We start from the raw sequence: 25,408 nt of genomic DNA on the forward strand, positions 1-25,408 counted from the left end.
TTTTATAAATCTGAGTGAATAACACACAGTCTTTCACCTTATTGTTGGAGCACTTGTCCCATGACATGGATGACTCCATTTCCAGCAAGTACATCGGTACGTACCGGAGTTAGTGCCCAGGAATTGCCAGTGCCTTTTACGGTTATTCCCGTAAAGCTATTGGGTACATTGTATTGACCAAGCAAATTAATGGTCAAAGTCTTTTCATTTAGCATCGTTTCAGTATAACTCGTTGTTCCCTGCGGCGTCAGCAGAAAGTAATCTTGCGCAAACTTGCGTTCCTTGGCGACATGATAGCTTAAGAGCTTTTTCAATGCAGCAGGATCGGCCTTTTCAATTGCTTCCAAATCAGGATAGCCCATTTGTTTGATCGCTGTATTATTGAGTGCAAATACCGTATAATTTGCTGTACCCGCCAATGATTCCAGTAAGCCCGCAGCCTTTAAAGCCTGATAAAACAAGCTGAGATCAACATTTGCTGCCAGCGCCTGCTTAAGGTTGCTGTGCACATTGGCCACCAATAAACGGTCCAGTACTTGCATCACACCATTAGCAGCTTTGGTATCCGCCTGCAGTAATCGCCCGCCATTGATCGTCGTCAATGTGTCTTGTCCGCGCTTCACGCGGCTCCAATACACTTTGGTACCCAATAAAGTTTCCTCCTCCTGATTCATTTTTAAGGCCTTTCCGGTAAACAGTAATGGCGCTTTCAGGATATGATAATTTCCCTGCTCAGTGAGTTTACTCACCGGCTCAGCATATACCGCTGCCGGATTTTGATAACCAGCGGCCTTGTAAGCATCATCGGATGGAGCCAGCAAAGTATAGGAACCTGCTTGCATCAATACTTTATTCAGCCCACTTTTATACAGTGCAGTAGCTAGATAAGTCAATCCAAAATTGTCCCGAACCACATCATTTAAGGTATTTTTTTCGATAGCCTCCGTAGGGTTCCCTGTATCCTTGGAACAATTCACCAAGGATAACATCACTAAGATGGCGTATATATAGTTCATTGATTTCATGTCTTTTTGTCTAATCGTTTACACTTTGTATACTACTTTTTCTTGTGCCACATACTGAAATCATCTGGCACGATTATCCGATCGACAACGTGGATGGGCCCCTGAATGGTGTTGATATTTTCCTCAATAATGGCTACAGGTTGTGCTTTGCTGTTCAAATGCCCCACCTGTATGCCACTACCTGTATGGTAAAAACGATGGTGGATATTTTTAAATTGAGCCAGCTTGTTGTTGTCCAACATTTGCGAAAAAATAGTCGAATTATCAATTACACGGTCAATTTGTAGGTCTATATTGAACATAGTATAGTCTTCATTATAACCTGTCTCCATTCGCGCGCTGCCGATGTATTGGTACTTGAGCAAACTATCCACCGGAGTTAATTGATTTGTTTCATAATACCACGGGGTTTCAATCCTTCCATTCAGGGCCCGCAGATCAGCCTCCGTGTAAATACCCATCCGGTTGAAAGCCAAATCCGTTGGAGCAAACAGCGTGCAATGGATGACATGCCGAGGCCGTTCAGTACTGTGGTGAAAAGTACCTTCAAAATAATAGTTCCAATCGAGCATAAAACGAACCGGTAAACCAAAACCCGGATACATATTCATCATAAAATCGTTGGTATATTCAATATTGCTAAGCTCCATGGCCTTTAAATACAAGGAAAAACGGCCATCCTTGACCAGAAAATCGTACATCTGTTGCTGAGGTACCTTAAGTACCTGTTCGATAATAAAAACATGTCCCTGCGCAACGGCAAGTTCCTGCCCAATCTTTAATTTCTTTCCGTCAATAATCAGGCTGCCCTGCTCCACATTCAGCTGTTGCCGATAAAAATAAGGTACCGTCCGGACCAATGAACCATCCCGCGGTTCACCGTCCAAAAATTTAGGGTGCTTCAATAGTGTAAAAAATGTCAAATCCCGCCCTATCAAGGCTAACTGACCGGAACTGATAGCGCCATTGAGTACATGATAGCGCAACAGGTTCTGCAAGGAGTCTTTTGTTAGCTGCTGTATTTTTGCGGCAGTATATCCCGCAGTTTCCATGGCAATATTGGCAGGAACCAAAAAGGTCAGTTTGACCTGCGCCTGCTCCGTCGCCAATACCTTATCCATCTCCGCCTTTTGCCACATCGCCTTGAACAGGCTTGTCTCTGCGGGCAAAGCTGCTGTGAGCGATGGATAATCGGGAGCGGGAATTTCTTCACCCACCGGATCCGGCATAAATTCTGTTTTTTGACAGGCAGAAAGTAGGAGGAGTAGTCCACATACAATACCTGTTATATGTTGGTTTAAATTACTTTTCATTGTTGACTTGTCTTAGTTTTCTTTTATCAGTGCTTCTTCCGGCAGTACCAACAAACCATTTATTCCATGTACAACACCATTGTCCGCTTTATAATCCGTTTGATAACCCGGCTGAAAGTTGCTGATCCGGAGGGGCGTATTGGCTTCAGGAGCTTGGCTATGGATAATAAAAGGCTCCATTGGTGTATTCGCGGAAATACCAAAATAGTATAATTCATCACCAACAATGCGCGCACGATAATACGGACTTCCGTAATAGCCTGAGCCCGGTAACTGTCCATAGATTGCCATATCCGAAAGAAAGAAGTGGTTGTACAGCAGATAAACACGCGACAATCGTTTGCCATATTTTCCAGGATCTAACTGAGCGATGTCATTGGCTGTTATTCCAGCCTTTTCAAAGGCTTCGTTATTGGGCGCAAAAACGGTTGTATTGGCGGGCTCGCCTAAACGATTCCAGTCTCCCATACGTTTGAGCAGTGCAATAAATAAGCTATACTCTGGTTTGGAATTTAATACATCTTGTATGGTTGGATTATACTTCAGCACTTTATCCACGACATGCAATACACCATTCGCCAATACAATATTCTGCGTCGCTAAGACAGATTTTGAACCATTAACATAGAAGTCCGAAATTAGCGTACATTCCGCACAGGCTTTTTGGTTTTTATAACCGATAAACAGTTCTTTTTCCATCATATTAACATATTTGTTGTCGATGGTATTTGGTGGTACATCACTGGTATACAACCTGCGCGGCAACATATGATAAAGTAATAGCTGCCGCAGGCTATCTTGCTTCATACCGGCGAAGTCGCTGGCACGAACAATGCCGAGATCATTGAAAGCTTTATTTGTTGGTGCGAACAGCGTATAAGGCCCCTCCTGCTTGAGCATATCCAATAAGTCGGCCTGCTTCAATGCGGCGTAAAAAAGGCTAAGGTTATAATTGTTGCCAATGAAATCCGATGCATTGCTGTATTTGTCACTTTCAACATACAGATCAAGGTCTTTATTCTTGCATGCATGGAAAAAGAGTGTGTTTAAAAGTAAAGCAAACCAAATCAGCGTTTTCATACTGCCCGATCGCACAGAGTCTTTGGCTTGTCTGTTCGCTGTTTGCTGATTTATAGCTAAAATATCTGGTCTCATAATTAATAAATAGGTTGCGGGTACTTCCGTTGTACGGTTGTCAGAAAGGCATTGCCATTGACAACTTCAATACTATTGACTACACCAAAAGTTCGTGGATTAGCTGTTCCTGAATGAACATTGACGGTTAGACCGGGGAAAAAAGTATTTAGATAATAACTGGGTGCATACTGTGTATGATCCATCAATATATAACCAAAGGTACCATCTTTAACAGCAGGCTCCGTAAGCCCTCCCGGAACCGATGGTGGTTCGAGATAGGATACTGCGGTACGCGGATCAATAGCAGGTGCAAAAAACTGAATATATTGCCAGGTATCCGAATAAATCTTGTTTTTATCCTGCAAGAAGATCGGGAAACCATAATAAGGCGTAACTTTCGGCGCATCAATGTTACGCTGCATCTGACCCGCGTATTGATAACTGAAATTTGGAATACGCTGCTGAACAGTAGCTCCGGCAGCATTCACACTTGGCTGAATATGCGTGATAAAAATATTCATCGTATCAAGTAAACCGTAGCGCAACGACCTTGTTGTTCCCGGTACGGGCAATTTCTGTGAAAGATCTGCCTGTAGAAAACCTTTGGCACTCAGGTTATAAAAATTAACATAAGTCAGGGTATCCGAAAAAGCCTGTTTATGGAACGTCTCCTGACGGACATAGAGTCCGTTTTCCTTTGTCTTAAAATCCTTCTGTAGTATATGTAGGGTATACACTTCGCGCGAGGAGAGATCAATAATGGTATCCAGAAATACTTTGCGCTGTTGCTCATCGGGCAATTGAGCAAATGGAACGTTACTGATGGGCCTTGCCATAAAGAGGAAACGACGTTTGCCTGCAGGCACCTGTGCCCAATTTGTTAAATCAAAACCATTCAATATAGGTGCTGTGGGTACCAGTTCTTTGCCCGGGTATTCGGGGTTATATTTGGAAGTACTCAATCCCGCATGTGCTGCATTGGGTGCTGCATAAATATTCCGTTTATCCAAAAAATCACCTATTGCCTTTCCACCAATGGGTTTGCCTGACGCATCAAACTCCGGATCAATAAACATGCAGAAAAAAGGTTGCGCTTCTTCTTTATTATCTAAAGTGAGCGTATAGGTCAAATTATTAAATACCCGGATATAAGCAGGGTCTTCGACGGTACGATATTCGGTTTTTGTGCAGCTCGCTACGCAAAAAACAAACGATAACGCGATAACTGCAAAAATGGGACAATTTAAAATCTTGTGTTTCATAAAAATGGTTATTTCGTATGTTTTACTACCATAAATTTCGCTTTGTCGGTTTCGGAGGTGCTTTTCAGATCACCTATCACCGCTATAGAATATACCCCCGGTTCATGCAACGGAACTCTACGCCCGACAGCGGTGTACAGTGTGGGATTTGCCACAAGCTGCGTACTGGACAATGGTTTGACCTGCTCCAGCCAATCGCCTGGAATACGCGTTGGTAGCGAGCTGTAAGCCATAAACTGATAGGGACCACCGACATCATTGGAGGCACTATAGAGCAGCGATGTATAAGGTTGCAGGATATTTAAAACTCCGGAAGCCATATTTACACCACTATTCATTGCCCCTGTACCAAAAGGACGCCCTTCGCCATTGGTAAACGTGGCATAAGGCAAAGCTGCACAGAAATTGAGGAAACGGAAATTAAACATATAGTTGGACCGGAACCGGTCTATTGTCGCATTATTACCCCCTCCTTCTTTCCCTGTATAGCCCGTTCCGGCCAAATTATTGGCTGCTAATAGAACCTTGACTTTTTTGTCCTGATCCGTATAGAGCCAGGCTGTATAATTTTGTCCGGCCTGCAGTTCGGCATCGAGGCTGGCCAAAGCCTGTCCTGAACCTGTTTCCAGCACAATATGCTGTTGACCTGCAACTATACGGATATAATCCGATGCTGCACCATAAGCCGTTGCAGCAGTTTTTTGTCCTTTTGCAGTCAGTAATGCATTTTGTCCAACGATTGTATTGGCCAGTTGTAGCTGTGCATAGGTCCGATTGAGGGGTTCACTGATATCCGCAATAATCTGAAAACCATTTTGCAGTTCGCGGATATCGTCCGTACCCGTGGTCCAGGTAAATTCTTTGGGGTGCACGACGATGGTATAGATACCGCCGGGCTGGAAAGTCTGAACCGGAGCATAGGTCTGACCTGAGGACATTCGGGGAATGGCGCCGCCGCCCATCTCCATGGTTGAGTTGAAACGGTCGATATTATTGTAATAGGTATGCCCCACCGCTGGAATCTGCCGGCCATCAGCCGTCAGCAGCTTAAACTGATAGGTACCATAAGGCAGTTCCACATAATCCGACCAAGCATCGCTTTCAATCTTGGTCGTGACCTTGCTAACCGGAGTTCCATCTGCATAGGCCAAGGTAATTGGACCAGTAATATCCTCCATGGAACTTGTTGGCATCAGCTTCTTGGCGAAATTAATAATCCGGATTTTAAAATGATCCGGACGTGCCGGTGCCGTCACACTACGAGGAACCTCCACCAGCTTATCCGGACGCTGTACCCTGCTTTCGTGATTGATCAGCAGGTAATAGTCTTTCGGAGCGCTGTAAGAATCGCGAACTGTAAACTCGACATCATGAGAAGCAATGGTCTTATTTGGTATCGGCACAAAGGTTGTTCTAAAACGTACCGTGCCATCGGTCTGAAAGAGATCTTGCGGTACCGTCCAGCTCTGTCCCAAGCGTCCATCTTTCGGAAAATAGCGCGTTCCCGGTGGCGTCAGTTCTTCAGGGGGAATATACCCTATGCGATTGGGAGGTATAAAGAAATTCGTCAGACTGTCGCCGTTGGCGATCAGCTGCGCATTCTCAGATAAATTGACCAAACGTGCATTCGAGGCTTTTTCAGCATCGGGGTTAGGTCTATAGTCAAAGGTATAATCTAAATTTTCCCGTTTACAGGAGAGAGAAAAAATACTGACCAGCACCAATATAATCTGTTGTAGGGATAATCGTCCCATCATGTTCAGATGCTGCCCATTTTGTCCTTTTTTTTGCTGTTTCATACTTATAAAATGTTATAGGTAAAACCAACCATAATTTCTGTACCGCGCTTGTAACTACGGTTAAGGTATTCGCGTCCATACCATTTGCCACCTGTGTTGGGATTAGCATAAACCGTTTTGATGGCCGGATTAAGGATATTCTTTGCATAACCTTTAAATAGCAGCCTCTTATTCAGCTTTTGGCTGAATACTAGGTCCAACATGGAAAATGGTCGCGTATAAAGGTCCGGTTCACCGGTAAGGTTGATCTGTACCAGTCTTTCGCCTACGGTATTGTAAGTCGCTGTGATATCTGTCCCCCACTTTTTATTGTTAAAATTCAGCCAGGCATTGATACTGTAAGGGGCTTGCTCAAAGAGTGGGCTATTGGTCGGTGCATTCCGGTCGATAGACCAGTTGGCAGCAAGCCTTTCCGGTGTTTTCTTAATATTGCTCTGCGCAAGCAGTAGATTGGATCCCAAGAAGAAATCCTGTGCAGGTTCCCAGAATGAGCCTAAGTTTTTCACCAGTTCCAGTTCAATTCCATAAACCCGGCCCCGGTTGGGATCGTTCTGAAATTGAATGATCGGAAATTCCGGAAAAGTAGCCGCCAGTCCTTGAGTTTGCAGACTGAATACCTTCACGAGCTGGTTATTTATTTCTTTCCCGAAGGCTGAAACGGCAATGACCTCCGCGCTATTTGGGAACCACTCCCAGCGGAAATCCAGGTTTTTGGTCGACTGGTTTTTTAAGTTTCTGTTTCCAACGACCAAGCCCATCTGGAAAGCGTCAAATTCGTAAACATTGGTAATTTCCCGTAATTCAGGTCGCGCCAGTGTGGTATTGAAGGCTACCCTAAAGTTCATATTCTCGTTGAGGGTATATGTCGCATTGACTGAATAATACGGTTTGTAGCCCTGCTTATAGGCCGAGTTGGGATTCTGGGGATTCAGGTTTACGGTCCCGTTTGCATTGGCAGCTGCTAGGGATGGATCCAAATATACATTCGCCGTATCCACCGCGGACTGGATATTGGTATTTTCAAAGCGCAAACCACCGGCGATCCGAAGTTTATCCGTCAGCTTCAGGTCCAGCATGCCATAGAACGCATTGGTTTCATAAAATCCGGTGTAATTGTTTGGTGATTTTTGGATGTTGTACAAGAAGCCCCCCACGGGAAAGTCGCCTTCGCCTACTCCACCTGTGGGCACGCGTACGCCAACCACCTCATTGCTGACCAGCCGGTCCAGATTACCTTCCACATCATACAAGGGAATCGAAGAGAATTTGCCGGGACCATAAGTGCCATAACTTGTAAAATTAGATCCAGGTAAAAACAGTACGTTTTCACCAAATTTCCGTTCGCGATTTAGATAATTGAATCCTGTTTTAAATTCCTGTTTATGGTCGAATAATTTAAATGGAATGGCCAAATCAGCTTTGTAATTATAATTCGTTTCGTCCAGATTGCGCCAGCGCCGTCCATTTGGGTCGGCTTGAATAATGCCATAAGGACCAAATCCGTTGACATAGCCTGAACTTAATGCATAATAGCGTTCGGTATATACATAGTCTAGATTTCCGGTATTCGGGAGATGGCCAATGCTTGGCCTTTCAATCGCGCCGCCATAGCGCGGTTTGTAGTCCACCATATTGACAAAACGGTAATCGGGATCATTCTGGTTGGATTTAGAAGATGCCATATTGTAACTCAACCGTGGTGAATACGCACTTTTTAAAAATTTGTGTTCCCCTTGCAGATTAAAGGTATGTAGCGTACGGAAGGTTTGTTTTAGCGAGTAGGTGGTACTATTTACTTCGCCGGGCAGCCCTGCATAGTAATATCCACCACGCAGATTGGTCGCCGTATTCTCACCGCCCCAGCTACCCAGGTACTGAAAACTCACTTCATGTCTGGGATTAAAACGATAGGTCAAACCACCCAAGAGGCCGTAATTGAGCGTTTCTACCCCTGTATTTTCCTTATAGGTCTGATATTTGCCCATCACAATATTATTTGTGGTGGTAAAATTGGGGATCTTACGTTGGCTATAGATATAAGGGCTTCCTGTGACCACACCCTGATAGATACTATATTGCGTCAGGTCTCCATCGTAGATATTGCTTGTGCGCCGATAATAGTTTCCACCGAGAATCAAGCCCAATTTATGTTTATCGAAAAGGGTGTAACTGTTACCAAAAGTTGCGGAATACAATTGATTGAGTGGTGCTCTTTTGGTCTGCGAGGTCAATATGGGATCAAATCCCTGCATAATGCCATTGATACGATTGACTTCCTGGCGCACTTCGGGACTATAGTTGCTCGAAGCAATCAGCTGCTGAATCGAACTCAGCCCATTTGGGTATTGCTTGGATAGATTCAGGAATTCTTTGGAAAGATCTTTTTTATTGATGGCCGTACCCAATACGCCCATATCGCTATTCCAGAAGCTATTGTACTTCCCGCCAACTCCGATATTAGAATTGAATCCTGTCTGCGCGATCACTTCAAAGGTCATCTTATCCGGGACGGATTTAGTTTTCAGTTCGACGATTCCCGAAGCCGCATCTGCAGGTTTATCTGGTGTCACGGTCTTATAAACTGTAATATTATCCAATAATGAAGCTGGGACCAGGTCCAGTGGAATCGCACTGCGGTCGGGATCCGATGAAGCCAGCCGCACGCCATTCAACTGCCCGATCACCGAACGGTCGCCCAGCCCACGTACCGCCACATACTTATCGTCGGTTATGGTCACCCCAGTCACACGTTGCAAGGCTTGTGTAGTGGTGATACTTCCAGTACGTTCAATCAGCTGGGCGGAAATTGCATCCTGCACAATGGAGGCTTTACGACGTTCTTCGAGGACAGAAGCCTCCGTATTTGCACGCTTTCGTGCCTGCACCGTGACTTCAACTTCCTCCAATGCCGTAGTTAGGGGCTGTAACCGCACGGTCAGATCAGACTGCTGTACATTGACAGTCAAATCTTTACGCTGATACCCCAGTGAAGTAAAGGCAAGTACCGCATTTTGACCGGAGATCGCGATGGAAAAATTTCCATTTCCATCTGTTGAGGTCGAATTTTTGGTATTCTTTACGCTAATAGAAATCCCTGCCAGTGGCTGTCCGGTATTGCCGTCCAGTACCCGTCCACGGACCGTTGCAGTCTGGGACAGACGGACTGTTTTTTTCTCGTCTACCGGATCTTCCGGTCCGATACGCCGAATTGTTACAATCCTGTTTTTGACCGTATACGCAAAAGGGAGCTTTTCGAAACAACGTTCCAGCACCTGTTCCAGGGGTGCATTCACCACATTGATTGTGATGCGCGGAGCATGATCAAAAATCTCCGCGTCATAAAAAAAATCGTACCCTGTCTGCTGGCTGATCTGTTCCATCAGATCGGCCAAAAGGGTCTTTTGCTTATTAATAGTTAGGCGCTGACCATATGTAGCTGCACTTAAATGTGCTAATACACAGGTTAATAATACCATGGTGATTTTCATAACACGCATGACTTGATGAAAATTCATACTTTTGTCTTGTAGTTATAGTAAATGTTAAAAATTGACGACAGATCTTTTTTAATGACTTTAGCTATTTTGGGCGGTGATGTTGGTAGCATCGCCGCTTATTTTTTATCCAATGCCATTCGCAAGGGGTAATTATTTCTTCACGATAATCCTCCTTTCTTTGATCTCCAGCTGCACTTTATTGACGGAAGCGATCATGTCCGCTACTGCCGATATCGATTGGCTCCGAGATACCTTTCCCGTAAATTTCATTGTGCTTAATTCCGGTGGACATTCGACCGTCACATCATACCATCGGGCGATCTTGCGCAGAATACTCCCCAATTCCTCCCGACGAAATATAAAATATCCGTTTACCCAAGCCAAGTTTTGCTGCATATCCGCTGCTGAGAGCTGCATATTTTTTCCAACCAACGCCTGTTGCCCAGGTTGGAGCAATTCTGATTGTCCACTGCCTGCAGCGACCAGGCGTATACTGCCTTCTACGAGCGTCGTACAGTCATAGGGTTCATTCGCATAGGCATTGACGTTGAAGGTGGTTCCCAACACCTGAATCAACTGTTTATCGGTCTCCACAAAAAAAGGAATACGTTCCTTTTTTTCGTTGCTGACTTTGGCAATTTCAAAGTACACTTCTCCAGTCATCTTTACGCGGCGTTCATTTTTGTCAAATTCAATGGGATAGGTCAATGAAGAAGCTGCATTGAGCCGGGCTTTGCTTCCATCGGGAAGGGTTACACGATATTGCCCTCCATTAGGTGTGCTGATGCTGTTAAATACGTTGGAAGCGGTTGCTGTTCCAGCTGCGGTATAAACAATTTCACCAGCAGCTGTTTTCTGTACGTTGACACCGGCCTGATCCACCAGCTTTCCGTTGTCGGCGTCCGAAAGAGAGATCATCGAACCATCTGACAATTTCAAAATTGCCTTTTCGCTTCCTGGAGCGATTGGGTTATTTTGATGAGTAAGTTGCTGTGGCTGTTCGGCTCCCTGCGGAATCCATAACCAGAGCAATGCTCCCAGTCCAACAAATAACAATATCGCTGCGGCATACCATCGTATGCGTTGTTGGATCGGAAAAATCCTCCTTCGAAGTGAATTAGGTATGGTTTTATCGGATGGAATCAATTGCTCTTCTTCCATCCTTTCGTACAGGCGCCGCTGCCAATCAATAATTTGTCCATGATCAAGCTCGAGATCCTCTGCTGAGGAATCCCAAAGACTATTTGTCTGTTCGGCCAAGATCTGATGCAGGCGGATCAAATTGTTCGGATCGTCCAGAAAATCCGCGATAATCTGCTGTTCGGCAACTGTGCATTTTCCTTGCAGGTATCGCTTTAACAGTTCATTGGTGATTATTTGTTCGTCCATTTTTTTGCTTCTTCACTTATAAAGGCGCAAATACGAAAACGCACCACCTAGGACAAAGTAAAAAAAACACACAACTAACTGATATTGAGTTAAAAAAAATAAAAAAACAGATTTAAAAACAGAACTAGAAGAGATAAGATGCCTTTACGAAAATGTTTCAATGCAGCGACCATATAATTTTCGATGGTATTGATAGATAGGTTGGTTTTCTCTGCGATTTCCTTGTAGCTGAACCCCTGCTCGCGACTGAGCACAAAAACCTCTTTGCGTCGGGCGCTGAGTCCAGACAGGAGCTGCTGATACTCTTCTTCTTCCTCCTGACAGCTTACCGCATAGTCGGCCATCCGGTATTCCACCGCATCAGTTTCGGCATAATCTGAAACAGTTTCAACAATATTGCGGCGTTGTTTGCGTAACTGGCTGATGATGGCATTACGGGCTGCCCGATGGAGGTAATTACTTAGGCTATCGGGTATACTAAACTCCTGGCGTTTTTTCCAGATCCAGAACAAGATATCCAGCGCAATTTCTTCAGCAAGAAAAGCATCATTCAAATATACCTGACATGTCGCATACAATTTGGGGGCATAACGGGCCACAAGCTCATTATAAGCTTTCAGGTCGTCACGCCGACAGCAGCTTTCCAATAATTCATGGTCTGATAAATGTGTATAATTCACCCCTGGTCAAAATTTTCGATCCTAGCTATTTCTTGCTTTATGCCCAGCAAAAGAATATTCCTTTCGGTTGCAATGGGGCAGGGAAGCATTGCTGAGCCAATTGCGGAACATGATGCTTCTGGCACTAAATTCTTAAAGAGATATGTGGGAAGTGTGTGGTTAGTATTATGTTTCTGTTAAATACGCCCTTACAAAAACGTAACTTGGAGAAAAAGCGAAGTTGTTAAATTTGACTTGGTCTTGCTTTATCAATACCATGTCAATAGGAGCCATGATCCATACAACGATACGTAGAAACTTCATTTTCTTGGGCCCCAGCGAATGGGAAAAGAACAAGAAAGCCCCCGCCTGTATATTCATTCGGAACCACCAGATCACCATTTTTATCCAGTGCAAAACAAACAGTTTCGGTTAAAAATCTATTGACTAAAACGTAGATGTCAACGTCTGTATTTCGGAAGGAAACAAAATTTTTTAGCTCAGGCTTAACTTTCCTCGTCTTTTCACGCACAACATTTCCCACGGTATCAATGAGTTTGAAGTGGATTTTATTTCTTTTGGTAAGCTGCAAGGAGATTTTGTAAAGATATTGCAGACTGTCAATTTTATAATAATTTGGCTCTATATAATTCCACAGACAATATTTATTATATGCCATATTTTTCTCCCAGTTGCCATCGTTCCAGCCTGGTATTTTCTGAGGAAAATTATCAAAGATATACAACTCCTTTAATCTGACACTAGAGACACTATCCCGATCAGCAATTTGCGTTAAATATTTGGGGGATATGGAAGTGCAAGAACTATAAAAAAACATAAACAACATCGAAAATAGCACCATTGTCAGAATACGTACTGTATTTTTATGTTTTTTTATCTCTTTCATAAGACTATTATTTCAATGCAAAAACATCCAGAGAAAACGGGATGAAATATAGCTAATATAATTCCCACAGTATCAAGATACAAAATAAATGCATCAATAACCTGTGAAATCTGAACGTATTATGCTAAGGTAGGTTCATATTGGATATTATCTATACCATCGAAAAGGCCATAGGATACCTTTGCCGTAATGATACGTATTTCATTAAATCTGTTCTTTACTCTGAGGTTCAAATAGACACGTAAAGGATAACAAGGCATAGTAATAGCGAACGTATATCCAAAAATAGATTGATGTAGTTTTGCGAAGTTACCTAGGGACCATGATGGCAGCACTTCATAAGATATCAGTTCGAATTTCTCCTGCTCTAAATCAAAATCGATATATTCGTCAACAGCAACTCGAATCAATTTCCTGCGCAAAAAAATGCTATAGACTGCCAAGAGGTACAATAAAATAAAGATTAAAATGATCAAAGGGCCCATATTTTTCAACGCTGAATTACGAGGATAAAGTTAATAAAATTATTAGCCAATATCTACGCGATTAAGCCCTCCCGGTTACAATCAATATATTTCATTTTCAAATATTTTAATTGACTCATTAAGCCAATCCTCCCAAACACCCGATTTTGCATTTTGCCACCATAAATGGGCGATTCCATGGGCCAGCACCTTCTTATCAATCAAACCGTAATCGGCCATCAGCGAATTACTCAATAATAAAATCGATCGTTTTATCAAATTCTTCCTTTTCTGAGCCAGACAGTTGATCACGCATGGCACGGATTGTATAGCCTCCGCATAATACTCCTTTATCTAAATACATCCAATCTGATATTTTTTGCTTATCAATCACTACGGTATCGCCAAGAGCGACTTCTTTTGTCGAGACTGGGGCGTTAAAGACAACACCTGTATATTGGTCATTTAGATAGTTAATATCGCCGATCCAAATGTGCTCTAAGCTATTGTCGGGTGTAGCATAGGCTAATTTTAGAGCAAAATTTTCATATCCTTCTTCTGGTTTTTTTAAAGCCTGTACAAATTGATCGAGTGAATTTTTCGCCTCGGCTATGGCTGTATTCATAGCCTCGTCATCAGAGCGGAAACTAACAATATCATCATTTTCAATTTTATCTTTTATGGACGGAGACTGGCATGCGGCCAATACAGCAGTGCTGATGGCAACCATTAAAATACGTTTAAAAATCTTTGACCTCATCTTTAAATATTTCTAGTTAGTTTTTCAATTTTATTCCAGTTCCAATGCTTAAAACAAGGAAACTACTTAGCCATAAATAATAACCTGGGCCAAGTGATGTTATGGTTGATTCGGATCCCGATTCGCTGACCATAATTTTATCCATTTGCATGAATAGAAGAGCAATCATACAGGAAACGAGACTTATAAAAAAAGCTTGTTTTCGATTACGATTTAAGAAAAGACAAATGGAAAACAAATAGATCGGATTCGCACACCAAAATAAGAACGGTATAACCGCTCCGCCCAAAGGCCCCATCCATCCCATCAAAAAGATAACCAAACTACCCACCTCCTCAGGTTGCGTTCCGCCTCGATCTACAAAGAATGCAGGCATGCTCAAGGAGATAATCAACAGTATTATGCTCAAAAGGATTGCTCCTTTTTCAATCGACGACAAAAAATTAAGCGAATTACTAATTTTCTTCAGCATAGATTATAATTGTGTTTATACCAAAAGTCACCTGCTAGAACTCGTATTATAGATGAAACTGGCTTGTGCTCACAAAACCCGAAAGTATATTTTCTAAGATATTACTTCTTTTATGAAATTCAAAGAAAGAAGTTTCAGCCGAGAAGATGGCTAAATCCCAAAGTAGTTTCAGGAAATAAGATATAAAGATGCCCCTATAAGATTTCTTATAGGGGCATCTTTATATCTTATCAAAGGCTTGTATTATAGATCCAATTGAATACCTAAATTAGCGATTGTTCCACTTCCTTTGACGTAATAACGGCCTTCATTAGTCGCTCCCCTCACCTCCGCGTGTAACGGGAAATAATCATTGTTCAACAGATTATTAACTGAAAAAATAAAAGCTAAATTCTTTAATTTATAACGTGTCTGGAAATCCATCAGACCATATCCAGAAATGGGATATTTGCCATAATTATATTCAGAAGGTTGAAAAACATCGCGTTTACCCAAATGTAAATATTGGAGATAGACATTCCACCGCTCTGTCAATTTAAAATCTGCATTAATATTGATTTTAAAAGGCGAAATAATAGAGTTATCCAATTTATCTTTGTATGCTCCTTCATTTTTCAGATCTTGTCGACCATCCATATACCCGAGTATCGTCCCAAACTTGAACCAGTCAACAGGGTTTACATCTACAACCAATTCCAGACCGTAAATACGTTGAGGTACTTGGATCAGTTCGTAATTGCCCGGTGTTGAAGTTTCGGCGAAGGAATTACCTTTTTTAGAAGAGCTATAATACCCCGTCAATTGGTAACTCAACATCGTGAAAGCGCCATTTAGTCCGAGCTAAAAATTATTGACAACTACTGGCTTAGGATCAATTTGACTTAAAGGCACTCCATTACGCAATACAAGCCCCACATCTCCAATAGAATACCCTTGTGAAAATGAAACAAAAGGCTGTAGGTATTTTAATTTATTATATCTTCCGGCCAAATTAAATACAAATGCATTTGAATTACTATTGTCTCCAGGAGTGACTTTCCCCGCTTTTGTTAAATCTCCAACTTTGAAATCCAAGTTTTCATACCTCACACCACCTTTTACTATCCAATATTCGGCGAGGTTAAATTTACTTTGTAAGTATAAGGCCGCACTTTTCATATTCATATCTGGTGTCACTAATCCATCGTCCAAGGTTTTTTGAACGGTGTGATCTTTCAAAAGATCTACCCCATAAATTAACGTTACCTTATTGTTATTGGATAAATCAAAAGGCGTACTAAAATTTAGTCTAGCTCCCTTATGATCAGAATACGTTTGGTTGTAGGTTTCAAATACGGTGTTCATATCTTCATAATACAGACTCATATTTGCTGAGGTTCGGCCAAAATTACCGTCATATTTGACATGAAAAGCTTTATTATAGGGCGTTCCGCCGTTAATCACTGTATCTGAAGGTATCCCTATAGCGGGTTTACCGCCAAACTCACCTTTAGTGCCGACGTACTTACTATCCTGCACACTTCTATAATAGTTACCCATAAATTCGACACGATGATTATCATTGATCTGATAGCCAATCTTTGCTAAAGCATTATAACTTTTTGTCTCACCTAAACCATAAAATGGACTTACAATGGTACCATCGGAGCTCCGCACCACGCCCGTTCGTGCTATCTTTCCTTGAACGACATAATCAAACTTATCTTTCGATCCAGAAAATACCTGTGCCAAATTATACCCATATGTTTCACCTGGTTTGACCAAGCTTAGGGAATTATTTAAAGAGGTCGAAGAATGAAAACTCTTGTCTGTCTTTGGCTTCTTTGTAATGTAATTAATTATACCACCAGCAGCACCATTTCCATACATTGCTGAGGCGCCATTGATGACTTCAATATGGTCAATTGCGCTAGCGTCAATCGTCTTCATATCTCTTCCGCCGTTTCTTAAGGGAGTAGACTGAGGGATACCATCAATAAGAACCAAAAAGTTCCGCCCGCGTATTTTAGCAATAAAATTGTTCTGGCTTTCTTCACTGGGAGAGATACTTGGCACCTTCTGCATCAGTATATTGGGCAAATTATCATTTATCAGCCGCTGATCTTCTAGGGTCTTACCACCGATATAGGTAATTGACGATGGTACCTCGTCGATACTTTCCGCCAATCGACTCGCTGTCACGACAACTTCATTCAAATGATTACTTGTTTGCTCCATGACAAAGTCTGAAAGCTCCAAGATTTCCTCTTCCAATGTGATCTGCGATTTGATTTCTTGAAAACCAATATGCGTTACGGTCATGGAGTGAATTCCTTTTGGAATCTTTGAAAAAATAAAATTCCCTTTATTATCGGTCTTGGTGCTATTTATCCCGTCGATATTGATATGCACATTGGACAAACCTTTCCCTTCTGAGTTTTTTACCTTACCCTTAATTGTCCCCGATTCTTGATCATCACCATTTTTTTTAACGGCTATCCAGCTCTCTCTGGAAAAACTTACTTGTGGAACTACGGAAAAACTTAAAATGAACAGACTACTCGCCAATATCGTTTTTTTGGTAATAAACCAAGATGTTGTTGTTTTCACTTATTTCAGGTATTTAAAAATTTCAAAAGAGTCATTCGCCCAGCCAGCATATTGATATCTATATAGTTTGAACTCCTTCTATCAGAAAAGCCTATTCTACCAGAAACACAATTACTATTTAGACTAATTATTATTTATGGCAAATATAGCAAAGTTGGAAAAAAATTAGGGTTGTTTCCAAAAAATAGAGCCTCTTAAAAAATTTATCATAAGTGAGAGTTCAAGAAGATGTGCAACATTGTACACTGGAGTCTATCAATATGAACTAATATAAACCTTCACTGTTGTTTGGTTTTATATTCTATAAAAACAATTTTAGCATATATATTTAGAAACGACGAAATCACCGCTCTGCAACTCAGCTATTCCTTTTCTCTCCATTCATTTATACACATGATAACCTTCGATATACTTATAGTCTGTTTTTTCTATTTGGCATAAGAGGAAGCTGAAAACCCTGCTTCTCTATCCCCATCGCTATCAGGCTACGAAAGCTCTTGATATTTTCGTTTCCAAAAAATAAACGCCGCGTAAGCCTTTCATATTCGGACATAGACTGTACAACAATGACCAGAAAAAAATCAGTCTCCCCAGTTACATAATAACATTGCTGAACTTCTGGACTTTCAACGAAGCTCTTTTTTGCCTGATCTATCAATTCTATCTTCTCATTTTCCAGGGTTACTTCCACCAATATCGTAATAGGATCACCAAAGTGCTTCGGATTCAAAATGGCCACTTCTCTTCTTATTGTGCCATTTTCGCGCATGCGCTTTATACGGCGCTGCACCGCAGCCGCGGAAAGACCGATTCGGTCCGCTATCGTGCGCTGCGACGTCTGGTTATCTATCTGTAGGATATCCAGAATCGCAATATCAAACTGATCCATATCTAAAAGTGAGGAAAAATTGCATTTTATGGACCAAATCTAACGAAAATACTCGGAAAACTTGATGCAACTTTGCATAGCCTGATGTAGGAGGTATGAAATGAGAACAACAAAATATAAAGGAACAATTTTAGCAATCCTGGCTGCGATCTTTTGGGGGGTATCTGGAACCTGCGGTCAATATCTATTTGAACAGAAAGATATTTCTGTCGAATGGTTAATCACCGTCAGATTACTGGTCTCTGGTCTGCTTGTACTTGCCTTTACTTTTTTTATTCAAAAGAAAGCCATCTTTGGCATCTGGAAAAATGGTAAAGATGCAGGCGAGCTTCTTGTTTTTAGCATTATTGGAATGCTAGCGGTGCAGTACACCTATTTTGCGGCCATTAAACATTCCAATGCAGCTACGGCAACGGTATTGCAATATTCGGGACCAATTATCATTGCGATCTATCTAGCCATCAAAAAAAGAAAATTACCAACAGGAAAAGAAACACTGGCCATTGTACTCGCGGTAACAGGAACGCTCTTATTGGTAACCCATGGAAATATAAATACTTTGGCAATCTCTCCCCTTGCCCTGTTCCTGGGTTTATCATCGGCTGTTGCCTTAGCGATATATACACTTCAGCCCAGCCGCCTGCTGGCGAAATATGAACCATCCATTATCATCGGCTGGGGAATGTTCTGTGCTGGCTTGGCTTTCTGTTTTATCAGATCACCCTGGGATATATCTGGAAGTTGGGATAATTATACCCTAATCAATCTAATAGCCATTATTGTATTGGGGACATTGATTGCTTTCACGTTTTATCTATACGCGGTCAGAATAATCGGCGGTCAGAAAGCCAGTCTATTAGCTTCAGCAGAACCTCTAGCAGCCACCATTCTGGCAGTTTACTGGTTGGCAACGCCATTTTCACTGGTTGATTGGATCGGGAGTCTATGTATTATTTCAACTGTATTCTTGCTTAGCCGTTCGAAAGACGAAGTGGAGATGGATAGGGCTTGCTTTTGATAGCACGAGCCTACAAATTTATTATGTGATCAGCGTACATAGATATAAAATAACCTATAGCTATTCAACACATTATCCTTATTTTTAATTGTTCAACATATCATATAAAGTTATGAATAAGCACACATTTTTAGGTATATGGAGTTTAATTTCTGTTGCAATAATCACATTTGCTTCTTGTAACCGCTCAAACGAAGACAAAGCGGACCGTCTCAACAAGGATGGGAAAACGGAGGAAGCGATCAGCTACTATCAGCTCGCTATCAAAGAGGGCAGCATAGAAGCAATCAATAAACTCGCTCTATTATATAGCAATATCCACCAGCCCGAAAAAGCGAAACAATATTACATCATGGCGGTGGAGAAAGGAGATAAAAAGGCTGCAGAAACTCTTGCCAACCTTAGCTTAAGAGACGGAGCCTATCATGATGTGATTACCTATTTAAAACCAATTGTAGACGCCGGCGATACAACGCAGATTTATGCACTGGGAAGCGCTTTTGTAAAATTGAAACGGTACAATGAAGCAGTTCAGGTTTTATTAAAAAATAAGGATAACGTATATGTAAAAGCCATATTGGGTGAGGCTTATTATGAGCTTGGGGATCTGAACAATGCCGAGAAATACTGGAAATCGGCCGTATATAACCATCAATCAGGGGGTATCAACTCCTACAACAAACTCTTGGATCTATATCGTCAACAGGGCAGAGAAAAAGATTACAAAGAGCTTGAAGGAGCCTATTGATAAAATTAATTGATTTTTCCCCGAGCAACTAGGACCTCCTTCGTTGAATTTTGAGACTCGTGTACGTGTATATTCTATCGTCTGATATTGGGAATTCGATATAGTCTTTCCAGAAATTATCAACGATACGAATAAAAACCTATTAAGGAAAATATACAAATTACATGAATAGATCGTCCGCCATCTCTTCCCTCATAATACCTTTCGGCAGCTAATATGTAGCTTTATAAAGCGTAACTATTTTTTTCTATATTTAGCCTTATACACAAAAATATTCATCCATAATTGACTTTAGACTTTTCTATGATTAAAGTATCCGAAATATTAGCAATCGAAGTTATCAAAGGTTTCAAAGCTAGATTTATTCACACAGAGAATACAACACTAGGCTATTGGGAAGTAGAAAAAGGGGCTGTGCTGCCCATGCACCGGCACTTACATGAACAGATCACTCAGGTCGAAGAGGGAGAATTTCAATTAACTATAGATGGTAAAACTGAAACTTATTTAAAAGGTATGGTAGCTGTTATCCCATCAGATGTGGAACACGGCGGAGTAGCACTTACCGACTGTAAGCTGTTTGATATATTTAGTCCAGTGCGAGAAGACTACAAGAAATTAAAATAGATCAAGGCAGCTGACAAGGTCATTTATGATAGTATAGGTTTCTTAAATTAAATATCTTGGGCGAGAACATCTATATCCACGATAAAGGGGGACGGGGTTTTCCCCTACCAAGTTCTAAAATTATTAAACGATTCCGGTTATACATTGTTCTTCAATAAAGAATAATATTTAACATGGAAGATCTATTATATTCGGTAGCTGTTAGCATAGTGATTATTTGGGCGGTTACTTTTTTGGGCGGGTTCATTACAGAAGATTTTATTCATATTCTTTTAGCTTTTGCAACTATAGCTCTCATATTTCGTGCAATAAAGACAGTGTATAGTAGCAGACTGCAGCAATTTAAACGGTAAATCAAATATTATGCGTAAACAAATTTTACAGTGCTAAAAAATGACATTTCCACATCGGCCAAATCAACAGTACGACAGACATATTAAGGAAAGTGACTTCAATTCCTGTAAAAGAATTTTAGAAGCTTTGTGTGGTCACACAAAAATGAGATACGGCCTAATACGTAAGAAGGATGGGCAGACCTGGGGAAACTGGTGCGTTTATGATTATCAGTATCAAAAGATAGTCGCTAAAAACAGTGAAACATACGTTACAATATATCAGGCAATCCGGAAGGGCCTTTCGCCTATTTATATTGGCGATAGCGATCTTTGTTCAGTCAGTCAATGGACTGATATTCTTCAGAAATTCGGTTTAAAAAGTTATATTTCTTATCCGATAATCAATAAAAAAGATGCTATTATAGGACACCTGAGTTTGATGAATGCGGAACCAGTGAACTTTGACCAAAGTAAACTGGAAATACTGCTCCCAGTTTGTAGCGATTTAATTGCAATAGATTTTAAAACAGTCATTGAGTACAGAAATACAAGAAGAAAATTAGAACAAGAACTTAATTATTCGAAAAATAGAGAACTCGTTTTATCATCCTTAGCTCACGACTTGAACAATCCAGTCAGCATCGTAAAAGTGATATCACAATATCTTCAGGGAAATATAAAAGATGAAAACCAAAAAAGCTTATTAAAGAAAATAGAGGAAGCATCTTTTCGAATGAAGGGAATAATAGATGATGTATTAGATTTCAGTAGTATCCGTCTTGACGATGGATTTATAAGAGTTCGTGATAACCAACGCATGGATTCATTGATTAGACAAATCCTGTCAGAATTTGAACTACTGCATAATAGAACATTAATCGCTAACATTAATCTTCCCATTGATGTACCTTGTGATCATCATAAAATGGGACGAGCATTTGCCAATTTAATTGGTAATGCAATAAAACACGGCAATCCACATCAAAATATAGAAATCAACGCATTTATTCGAAAAGAAAATTTCATTTTTAGTATTACGAATGAGGTCTCCTATCCACAATCTTCAGATCTTACAGATCTATTTAAGCCCTTTATAAAAGGAGCCAACAGCAATGGGCTTGGATTAGGATTATTTATTGCGAACGAAATAGCAAAAATTCATAAAGGAAAAATAACGGTAAATTTGAAGGACAATAAAATTACATTTAATCTAATGATCCCTATAGATTCTACCGCACCCCTGCTATAAAACGGCACATATTAGCATTTTTATAGAATTATTTCTCGCTTAAATGTTGTTTTAAACAAAAATGGGTGCGTTAACCGCACCCTAGCCACTATCAACGATGTTATTTATTGGGTACTGGTGCATGTTCTTCAATAAGTTTTTCGTGCTTTAACTCTTTCCAGAAGTCGGAGGGTACCTTGGCATTGAAGGCATGTGCATTTTGTACGGCCTGGTCAGCGGTATGTGCTCCTGGTATAACACCAGACACTTCGTCGGGGGTAGCAGCAAACTGCAAAGCTGCTGTACGGAGTTCCACTGCGTGATTTTTTGCTACCCGCTGCAAAGCATTCAGCTTTTCTTTAACACCGGCCGGAAATGTCCCGTCATAAAGATAGCGGTCTTTACCCGATAAAAAACCCGCACATAACGGCGCTCCAACGACGATAGAAATCCCTCTTTCAGCAACTTTTGGAAAAACTCGGTTCAGATCCTCGTCATGTTTGATCAATGAATACTGGCAGGCGGAGAGAAAAATATCCGGGTCTGCAACTTCCAATGTCTGTAAGATAGGCTCTACGGTATTGACACCTAGCCCCCAGCCCTTAATAATCCCTTCTTCCCTCATCCTGGTCAATTCGGGCATCGCTCCATTTACAGCTTGCTCAAAATAATATGCATAGCTATCTTTCATATCTCCATTGTCGGGTGAAAGATCGTGAATATACACCACATCAATGGACGATAATCCCAAGCGCTGCAGGCTCTCTTCTATACTTCGTCTTACCCCTGCTGCACTATAATCATACTTATAGGCGAAATTTAGCTTACCTTTCCATAAAGATTGTTCCATCTTAAAATCTTCATGGGGCAGCATTAATCGTCCTACTTTTGTTGATAGCGTAAAACTATCTCTAGATTGATCTTTTAAAAATAAGCCCATTCTACGTTCACTGATACCCAAGCCATACCAAGGTGAAGTATCAAACAGTCGTATCCCTGCATTCCATGCCGCTTCAACGGCCTGTAAGCATTCAAGATCTGCGTTGTGCTGAAACCCATTTCCTAACGCCACGCCACCAAACCCAGCTTTATCGGCTGGACGAAATCGTTTCTTTTGTGTTAAATTTTCAGTTGTTGTCATTTTATGTCTTTATATTGTTTTCGACTAGTTAGCAGGTATTGCAGCAATCCATGCAATGCTGACCTGTGCTTGTCTCTCTATAAAAAAATCTTTTCTTTTTGTCTGCTCCTATTTTCATTATTTATGTTCGCTCGCAAGTCTAGCAGCAAGTTCATCATGCGCAGTGAGATCCAAACGTAAAGGCGTAATAGACACTAGCCCGTTTTCTACTGCCCAACGGTCTGTGCCTTTTTCAGCAGGTTCTAATGGCACGACGGTAATCCAATAGTTTTTTCTTCCCATGGGATCCTCTCCGGGCACCACACTACCGTCATATAAACGTACAGATTGTCTTGTCCATGAAAGAGCTCGAGGTTTGGGCGGAAAATTCACATTGTAAAGGGCAGGACCTTTATCGTTCAACAATAGCTTGAGCACATCCCCTGTCCAGCGAGAAAGCCCTTCAAAATCCGGTTCCGTCTTCCCGACGGGTGTGCTCAATGCGATACCCGTAATGCCGAGCAATGTCGCCTGTTTTGCAGCAGCTAATGTTCCAGAGTGCCACATGGAATTACCCAAATTTGGTCCCATGTTAATACCCGAAAGCACAACCTGCGTATTTGGAAACATATATAAGCCCAAGGCTACACAATCTGCGGGTGTGCCATTTACCCTAAAAGCTTCAATATCATCAAAAGTAATCGGTGCACGCCGGTAGCTTAGGGGCCGGGAATGAGTAATGGCATGCCCCATAGACGACTGCTCAACATCGGGGGCAACAATCTTAACTGTTCCAAACTCTTTCGCTGTCTTCGCTAGTGCCGCAATCCCCGGTGAATAGATGCCATCGTCATTGGTAATAAGTATATTCATAACTGTACCTTTTCTATGAAAACCAATCTCGAGCATCCTTTGTTCAGATGTTATGAAAGAACATGGCAAAAACATACGGTTAGTACATAACCCGGCCGCTGGGGATGACACTAATGGAGATAAGGACGAAGTATGTCAATTGATTGAAGATCTCGGCCACCAATGCAAGGTAGTAACAAAAAAGGATGCAGTCAAAAAGATCGATCCACAGACCGATATTATTGCCCTAGCAGGTGGTGACGGTACCATAAGAATGACTGTGATGGCCTTATTGGAAAAAAAGTTAAGATTTAAAAGGCCAATCGCCATTTTGCCCCAAGGCACGGCAAACAATATTGCTATTTCTCTCGGTATTCCCCTAGACTGTGAAAAAGCAATTGGCCTTTGGAGAAATTGCCTACTTAAAAAATTCGATGTAGGAATGGTTACAGGAATAGAAAGGAAACCCTTGTATTTTATTGAATCAATCGGTTTTGGTGTATTTCCATTGCTGATGAAGAAAATGGATAAAAAAAATACGGAGCACCTTAGCGTGGAAGATGAAATCAAAACTGCATTAAGGCAGCTCCGCAAATTGGCAGCAGCATTTCCAGCTAAGAAACTAAAACTTACTGTAGCTGGAGGCAGTTTTGAAAAAGAATGCATTCTCGTTGAGGTCATGAATATCCCGAGCATGGGGCCGCGGCTAGTGCTCGCTGCCAATGCTGATCCCGGAGATGGACAATTTGATATCATCATCGTGACTGCCGATCAGCGCCAGGAACTCATAGACTATATCGATGGACTATTGAATGGAACGGATATAGAATTTAAAATAAGTCCCATCCGAGCCAGTGCATTAGCAATAGAATGGGAAGGCAAGGAAATACATATTGATGATGAGCGCATGAGCTATCTCGGCCAACAGCTTAAGCTTACCATGCTTGAAAGCCTGGTTGAAATTGTCGCTGGAAAATAAATAAGATCTAATTTCTCTAAACGATACACACACAAAAGATGTTCTCTAATAAAAAATCAATCAAATGGATAGATCGAAAAACAAAAATAACAGGCATCTAGGCATACTTATATTTCTCATGGCAGCTATCCCAAATCCGGATCCGCGAGAACCGAGTCCAGACTTATCCGGTGCTAAGCAAGAGGATACTTCCAAAAAAGATGATGATCCAAACACTAATTTATCCGGTATCAAAGACGATCGAACTCATAACAGAGAGCAAGCGCAAACCGAACAGAAAGAAAAGGACGATGAAGATAAACCCAATCTTTCTGGTGATATCAATGTTTAGGGACCATT

General features: G+C 41.4%; 24 protein-coding genes. 7 read left to right on the plus strand and 17 right to left on the minus strand.

The features are described 5' to 3' along the window. Positions 1–38: 38 nt before the first annotated feature. From AB1Z56_RS13860 to AB1Z56_RS13930, 15 genes are all read right to left on the minus strand, one after another. Positions 39–1,016, minus strand: a complete 978-nt coding sequence (locus tag AB1Z56_RS13860; RefSeq protein ID WP_426789387.1) for a fasciclin domain-containing protein — start codon at positions 1,014–1,016, stop codon at positions 39–41. A gap of 41 nt (positions 1,017–1,057) precedes the next feature. Next, complete coding sequence (locus AB1Z56_RS13865; RefSeq protein ID WP_426789388.1) at positions 1,058–2,338, minus strand: fasciclin domain-containing protein; 1,281 nt, start codon at positions 2,336–2,338, stop codon at positions 1,058–1,060. A 12-nt stretch (positions 2,339–2,350) separates the two neighbouring features. Further along, complete coding sequence (locus tag AB1Z56_RS13870; protein ID WP_426789389.1) at positions 2,351–3,493, minus strand: fasciclin domain-containing protein; 1,143 nt, start codon at positions 3,491–3,493, stop codon at positions 2,351–2,353. 2 nt (positions 3,494–3,495) lie between these two features. Further along, positions 3,496–4,737, minus strand: a complete 1,242-nt coding sequence (locus tag AB1Z56_RS13875; protein ID WP_309362684.1) for a hypothetical protein — start codon at positions 4,735–4,737, stop codon at positions 3,496–3,498. Between the two features lie 8 nt (positions 4,738–4,745). Then, positions 4,746–6,536, minus strand: coding sequence for a hypothetical protein (locus AB1Z56_RS13880; RefSeq protein WP_426789390.1), 1,791 nt, complete (start codon positions 6,534–6,536; stop codon positions 4,746–4,748). Positions 6,537–6,538: 2 nt separating this feature from the next. Then, positions 6,539–10,051 (minus strand): TonB-dependent receptor domain-containing protein, encoded by a 3,513-nt coding sequence (locus AB1Z56_RS13885; protein WP_426789391.1) that lies wholly within the window; start codon positions 10,049–10,051, stop codon positions 6,539–6,541. A gap of 132 nt (positions 10,052–10,183) precedes the next feature. Beyond that, positions 10,184–11,422 (minus strand): FecR family protein, encoded by a 1,239-nt coding sequence (locus AB1Z56_RS13890; RefSeq protein ID WP_426789392.1) that lies wholly within the window; start codon positions 11,420–11,422, stop codon positions 10,184–10,186. Between the two features lie 89 nt (positions 11,423–11,511). Further along, complete coding sequence (locus tag AB1Z56_RS13895) at positions 11,512–12,102, minus strand: sigma-70 family RNA polymerase sigma factor (RefSeq protein WP_309362680.1); 591 nt, start codon at positions 12,100–12,102, stop codon at positions 11,512–11,514. Between the two features lie 259 nt (positions 12,103–12,361). Continuing rightward, positions 12,362–12,988: a hypothetical protein gene (locus tag AB1Z56_RS13900; protein WP_426789393.1), complete on the minus strand. Its 627-nt coding sequence runs from the start codon at positions 12,986–12,988 to the stop codon at positions 12,362–12,364. A 119-nt stretch (positions 12,989–13,107) separates the two neighbouring features. After that, positions 13,108–13,464 (minus strand): hypothetical protein, encoded by a 357-nt coding sequence (locus AB1Z56_RS13905; protein WP_426789394.1) that lies wholly within the window; start codon positions 13,462–13,464, stop codon positions 13,108–13,110. Positions 13,465–13,699: 235 nt separating this feature from the next. Continuing rightward, positions 13,700–14,212, minus strand: coding sequence for a YegJ family protein (locus AB1Z56_RS13910; RefSeq protein ID WP_309362677.1), 513 nt, complete (start codon positions 14,210–14,212; stop codon positions 13,700–13,702). Between the two features lie 16 nt (positions 14,213–14,228). Beyond that, entirely contained in the window at positions 14,229–14,684 is a 456-nt protein-coding gene (locus AB1Z56_RS13915) for a hypothetical protein (RefSeq protein WP_309362676.1), read from the minus strand. A gap of 243 nt (positions 14,685–14,927) precedes the next feature. After that, on the minus strand, positions 14,928–15,500 hold the full coding sequence (locus AB1Z56_RS13920; RefSeq protein WP_426789395.1) for a hypothetical protein: 573 nt from the start codon (positions 15,498–15,500) through the stop codon (positions 14,928–14,930). Positions 15,501–15,524: 24 nt separating this feature from the next. Then, complete coding sequence (locus AB1Z56_RS13925) at positions 15,525–17,273, minus strand: TonB-dependent receptor (protein WP_426789396.1); 1,749 nt, start codon at positions 17,271–17,273, stop codon at positions 15,525–15,527. Between the two features lie 412 nt (positions 17,274–17,685). After that, positions 17,686–18,162 carry an Lrp/AsnC family transcriptional regulator gene (locus tag AB1Z56_RS13930; RefSeq protein WP_426789397.1) on the minus strand — a complete coding sequence of 159 codons (477 nt, stop codon included), beginning with the start codon at positions 18,160–18,162 and terminating at the stop codon, positions 17,686–17,688. 100 nt (positions 18,163–18,262) lie between these two features. Here AB1Z56_RS13930 and AB1Z56_RS13935 point away from each other — a divergent pair, with 100 nt between their 5' ends. The 5 genes from AB1Z56_RS13935 (at position 18,263) to AB1Z56_RS13955 (ending at position 22,139) form a co-directional block, all read left to right on the plus strand. Beyond that, complete coding sequence (locus AB1Z56_RS13935; protein WP_426789398.1) at positions 18,263–19,180, plus strand: DMT family transporter; 918 nt, start codon at positions 18,263–18,265, stop codon at positions 19,178–19,180. A 112-nt stretch (positions 19,181–19,292) separates the two neighbouring features. Beyond that, a complete protein-coding gene (locus AB1Z56_RS13940; protein WP_426789399.1) occupies positions 19,293–19,928 on the plus strand; it encodes a tetratricopeptide repeat protein in 636 nt (211 codons plus the stop codon). 303 nt (positions 19,929–20,231) lie between these two features. Beyond that, on the plus strand, positions 20,232–20,555 hold the full coding sequence (locus AB1Z56_RS13945) for a cupin domain-containing protein (RefSeq protein ID WP_309362671.1): 324 nt from the start codon (positions 20,232–20,234) through the stop codon (positions 20,553–20,555). Positions 20,556–20,728: 173 nt separating this feature from the next. Beyond that, a complete protein-coding gene (locus AB1Z56_RS13950) occupies positions 20,729–20,908 on the plus strand; it encodes a lmo0937 family membrane protein (RefSeq protein ID WP_309362670.1) in 180 nt (59 codons plus the stop codon). 40 nt (positions 20,909–20,948) lie between these two features. Continuing rightward, on the plus strand, positions 20,949–22,139 hold the full coding sequence (locus AB1Z56_RS13955; protein WP_426789400.1) for a histidine kinase dimerization/phospho-acceptor domain-containing protein: 1,191 nt from the start codon (positions 20,949–20,951) through the stop codon (positions 22,137–22,139). Positions 22,140–22,239: 100 nt separating this feature from the next. Here AB1Z56_RS13955 and AB1Z56_RS13960 read toward each other — a convergent pair whose 3' ends face one another. Further along, positions 22,240–23,259: an aldo/keto reductase gene (locus AB1Z56_RS13960; RefSeq protein WP_426789401.1), complete on the minus strand. Its 1,020-nt coding sequence runs from the start codon at positions 23,257–23,259 to the stop codon at positions 22,240–22,242. A 117-nt stretch (positions 23,260–23,376) separates the two neighbouring features. Continuing rightward, positions 23,377–24,111, minus strand: coding sequence for a 5'/3'-nucleotidase SurE (gene surE, locus AB1Z56_RS13965; RefSeq protein WP_309362667.1), 735 nt, complete (start codon positions 24,109–24,111; stop codon positions 23,377–23,379). A 52-nt stretch (positions 24,112–24,163) separates the two neighbouring features. Here surE and AB1Z56_RS13970 point away from each other — a divergent pair, with 52 nt between their 5' ends. Beyond that, positions 24,164–25,069: a diacylglycerol/lipid kinase family protein gene (locus tag AB1Z56_RS13970; protein ID WP_426789402.1), complete on the plus strand. Its 906-nt coding sequence runs from the start codon at positions 24,164–24,166 to the stop codon at positions 25,067–25,069. Between the two features lie 64 nt (positions 25,070–25,133). Beyond that, complete coding sequence (locus AB1Z56_RS13975; RefSeq protein ID WP_313264085.1) at positions 25,134–25,400, plus strand: hypothetical protein; 267 nt, start codon at positions 25,134–25,136, stop codon at positions 25,398–25,400. Positions 25,401–25,408 lie beyond the last annotated feature (8 nt).

Source organism: Sphingobacterium sp. WOUb80, assembly GCF_050058145.1.
In the GTDB taxonomy this organism is placed as follows: Bacteria; Bacteroidota; Bacteroidia; order Sphingobacteriales; family Sphingobacteriaceae; genus Sphingobacterium.

Coding starts and splice junctions, on each gene's coding strand:
- AB1Z56_RS13860 (WP_426789387.1), bottom strand. CDS start 1,016: ATGAACTATATATACGCCATCTTAGTGATGTTATCCTTGGTGAATTGT.
- AB1Z56_RS13865 (WP_426789388.1), bottom strand. CDS start 2,338: ATGAAAAGTAATTTAAACCAACATATAACAGGTATTGTATGTGGACTA.
- AB1Z56_RS13870 (WP_426789389.1), bottom strand. CDS start 3,493: ATGAGACCAGATATTTTAGCTATAAATCAGCAAACAGCGAACAGACAA.
- AB1Z56_RS13875 (WP_309362684.1), bottom strand. CDS start 4,737: ATGAAACACAAGATTTTAAATTGTCCCATTTTTGCAGTTATCGCGTTA.
- AB1Z56_RS13880 (WP_426789390.1), bottom strand. CDS start 6,536: ATGAAACAGCAAAAAAAAGGACAAAATGGGCAGCATCTGAACATGATG.
- AB1Z56_RS13885 (WP_426789391.1), bottom strand. CDS start 10,051: ATGAATTTTCATCAAGTCATGCGTGTTATGAAAATCACCATGGTATTA.
- AB1Z56_RS13890 (WP_426789392.1), bottom strand. CDS start 11,422: ATGGACGAACAAATAATCACCAATGAACTGTTAAAGCGATACCTGCAA.
- AB1Z56_RS13900 (WP_426789393.1), bottom strand. CDS start 12,988: ATGAAAGAGATAAAAAAACATAAAAATACAGTACGTATTCTGACAATG.
- AB1Z56_RS13910 (WP_309362677.1), bottom strand. CDS start 14,212: ATGAGGTCAAAGATTTTTAAACGTATTTTAATGGTTGCCATCAGCACT.
- AB1Z56_RS13915 (WP_309362676.1), bottom strand. CDS start 14,684: ATGCTGAAGAAAATTAGTAATTCGCTTAATTTTTTGTCGTCGATTGAA.
- AB1Z56_RS13920 (WP_426789395.1), bottom strand. CDS start 15,500: ATGTTGAGTTACCAATTGACGGGGTATTATAGCTCTTCTAAAAAAGGT.
- AB1Z56_RS13930 (WP_426789397.1), bottom strand. CDS start 18,162: ATGGATCAGTTTGATATTGCGATTCTGGATATCCTACAGATAGATAAC.
- AB1Z56_RS13935 (WP_426789398.1), top strand. CDS start 18,263: ATGAGAACAACAAAATATAAAGGAACAATTTTAGCAATCCTGGCTGCG.
- AB1Z56_RS13940 (WP_426789399.1), top strand. CDS start 19,293: ATGAATAAGCACACATTTTTAGGTATATGGAGTTTAATTTCTGTTGCA.
- AB1Z56_RS13945 (WP_309362671.1), top strand. CDS start 20,232: ATGATTAAAGTATCCGAAATATTAGCAATCGAAGTTATCAAAGGTTTC.
- AB1Z56_RS13950 (WP_309362670.1), top strand. CDS start 20,729: ATGGAAGATCTATTATATTCGGTAGCTGTTAGCATAGTGATTATTTGG.
- AB1Z56_RS13955 (WP_426789400.1), top strand. CDS start 20,949: ATGACATTTCCACATCGGCCAAATCAACAGTACGACAGACATATTAAG.
- AB1Z56_RS13960 (WP_426789401.1), bottom strand. CDS start 23,259: ATGACAACAACTGAAAATTTAACACAAAAGAAACGATTTCGTCCAGCC.
- surE (WP_309362667.1), bottom strand. CDS start 24,111: ATGAATATACTTATTACCAATGACGATGGCATCTATTCACCGGGGATT.
- AB1Z56_RS13970 (WP_426789402.1), top strand. CDS start 24,164: ATGAAAGAACATGGCAAAAACATACGGTTAGTACATAACCCGGCCGCT.
- AB1Z56_RS13975 (WP_313264085.1), top strand. CDS start 25,134: ATGGATAGATCGAAAAACAAAAATAACAGGCATCTAGGCATACTTATA.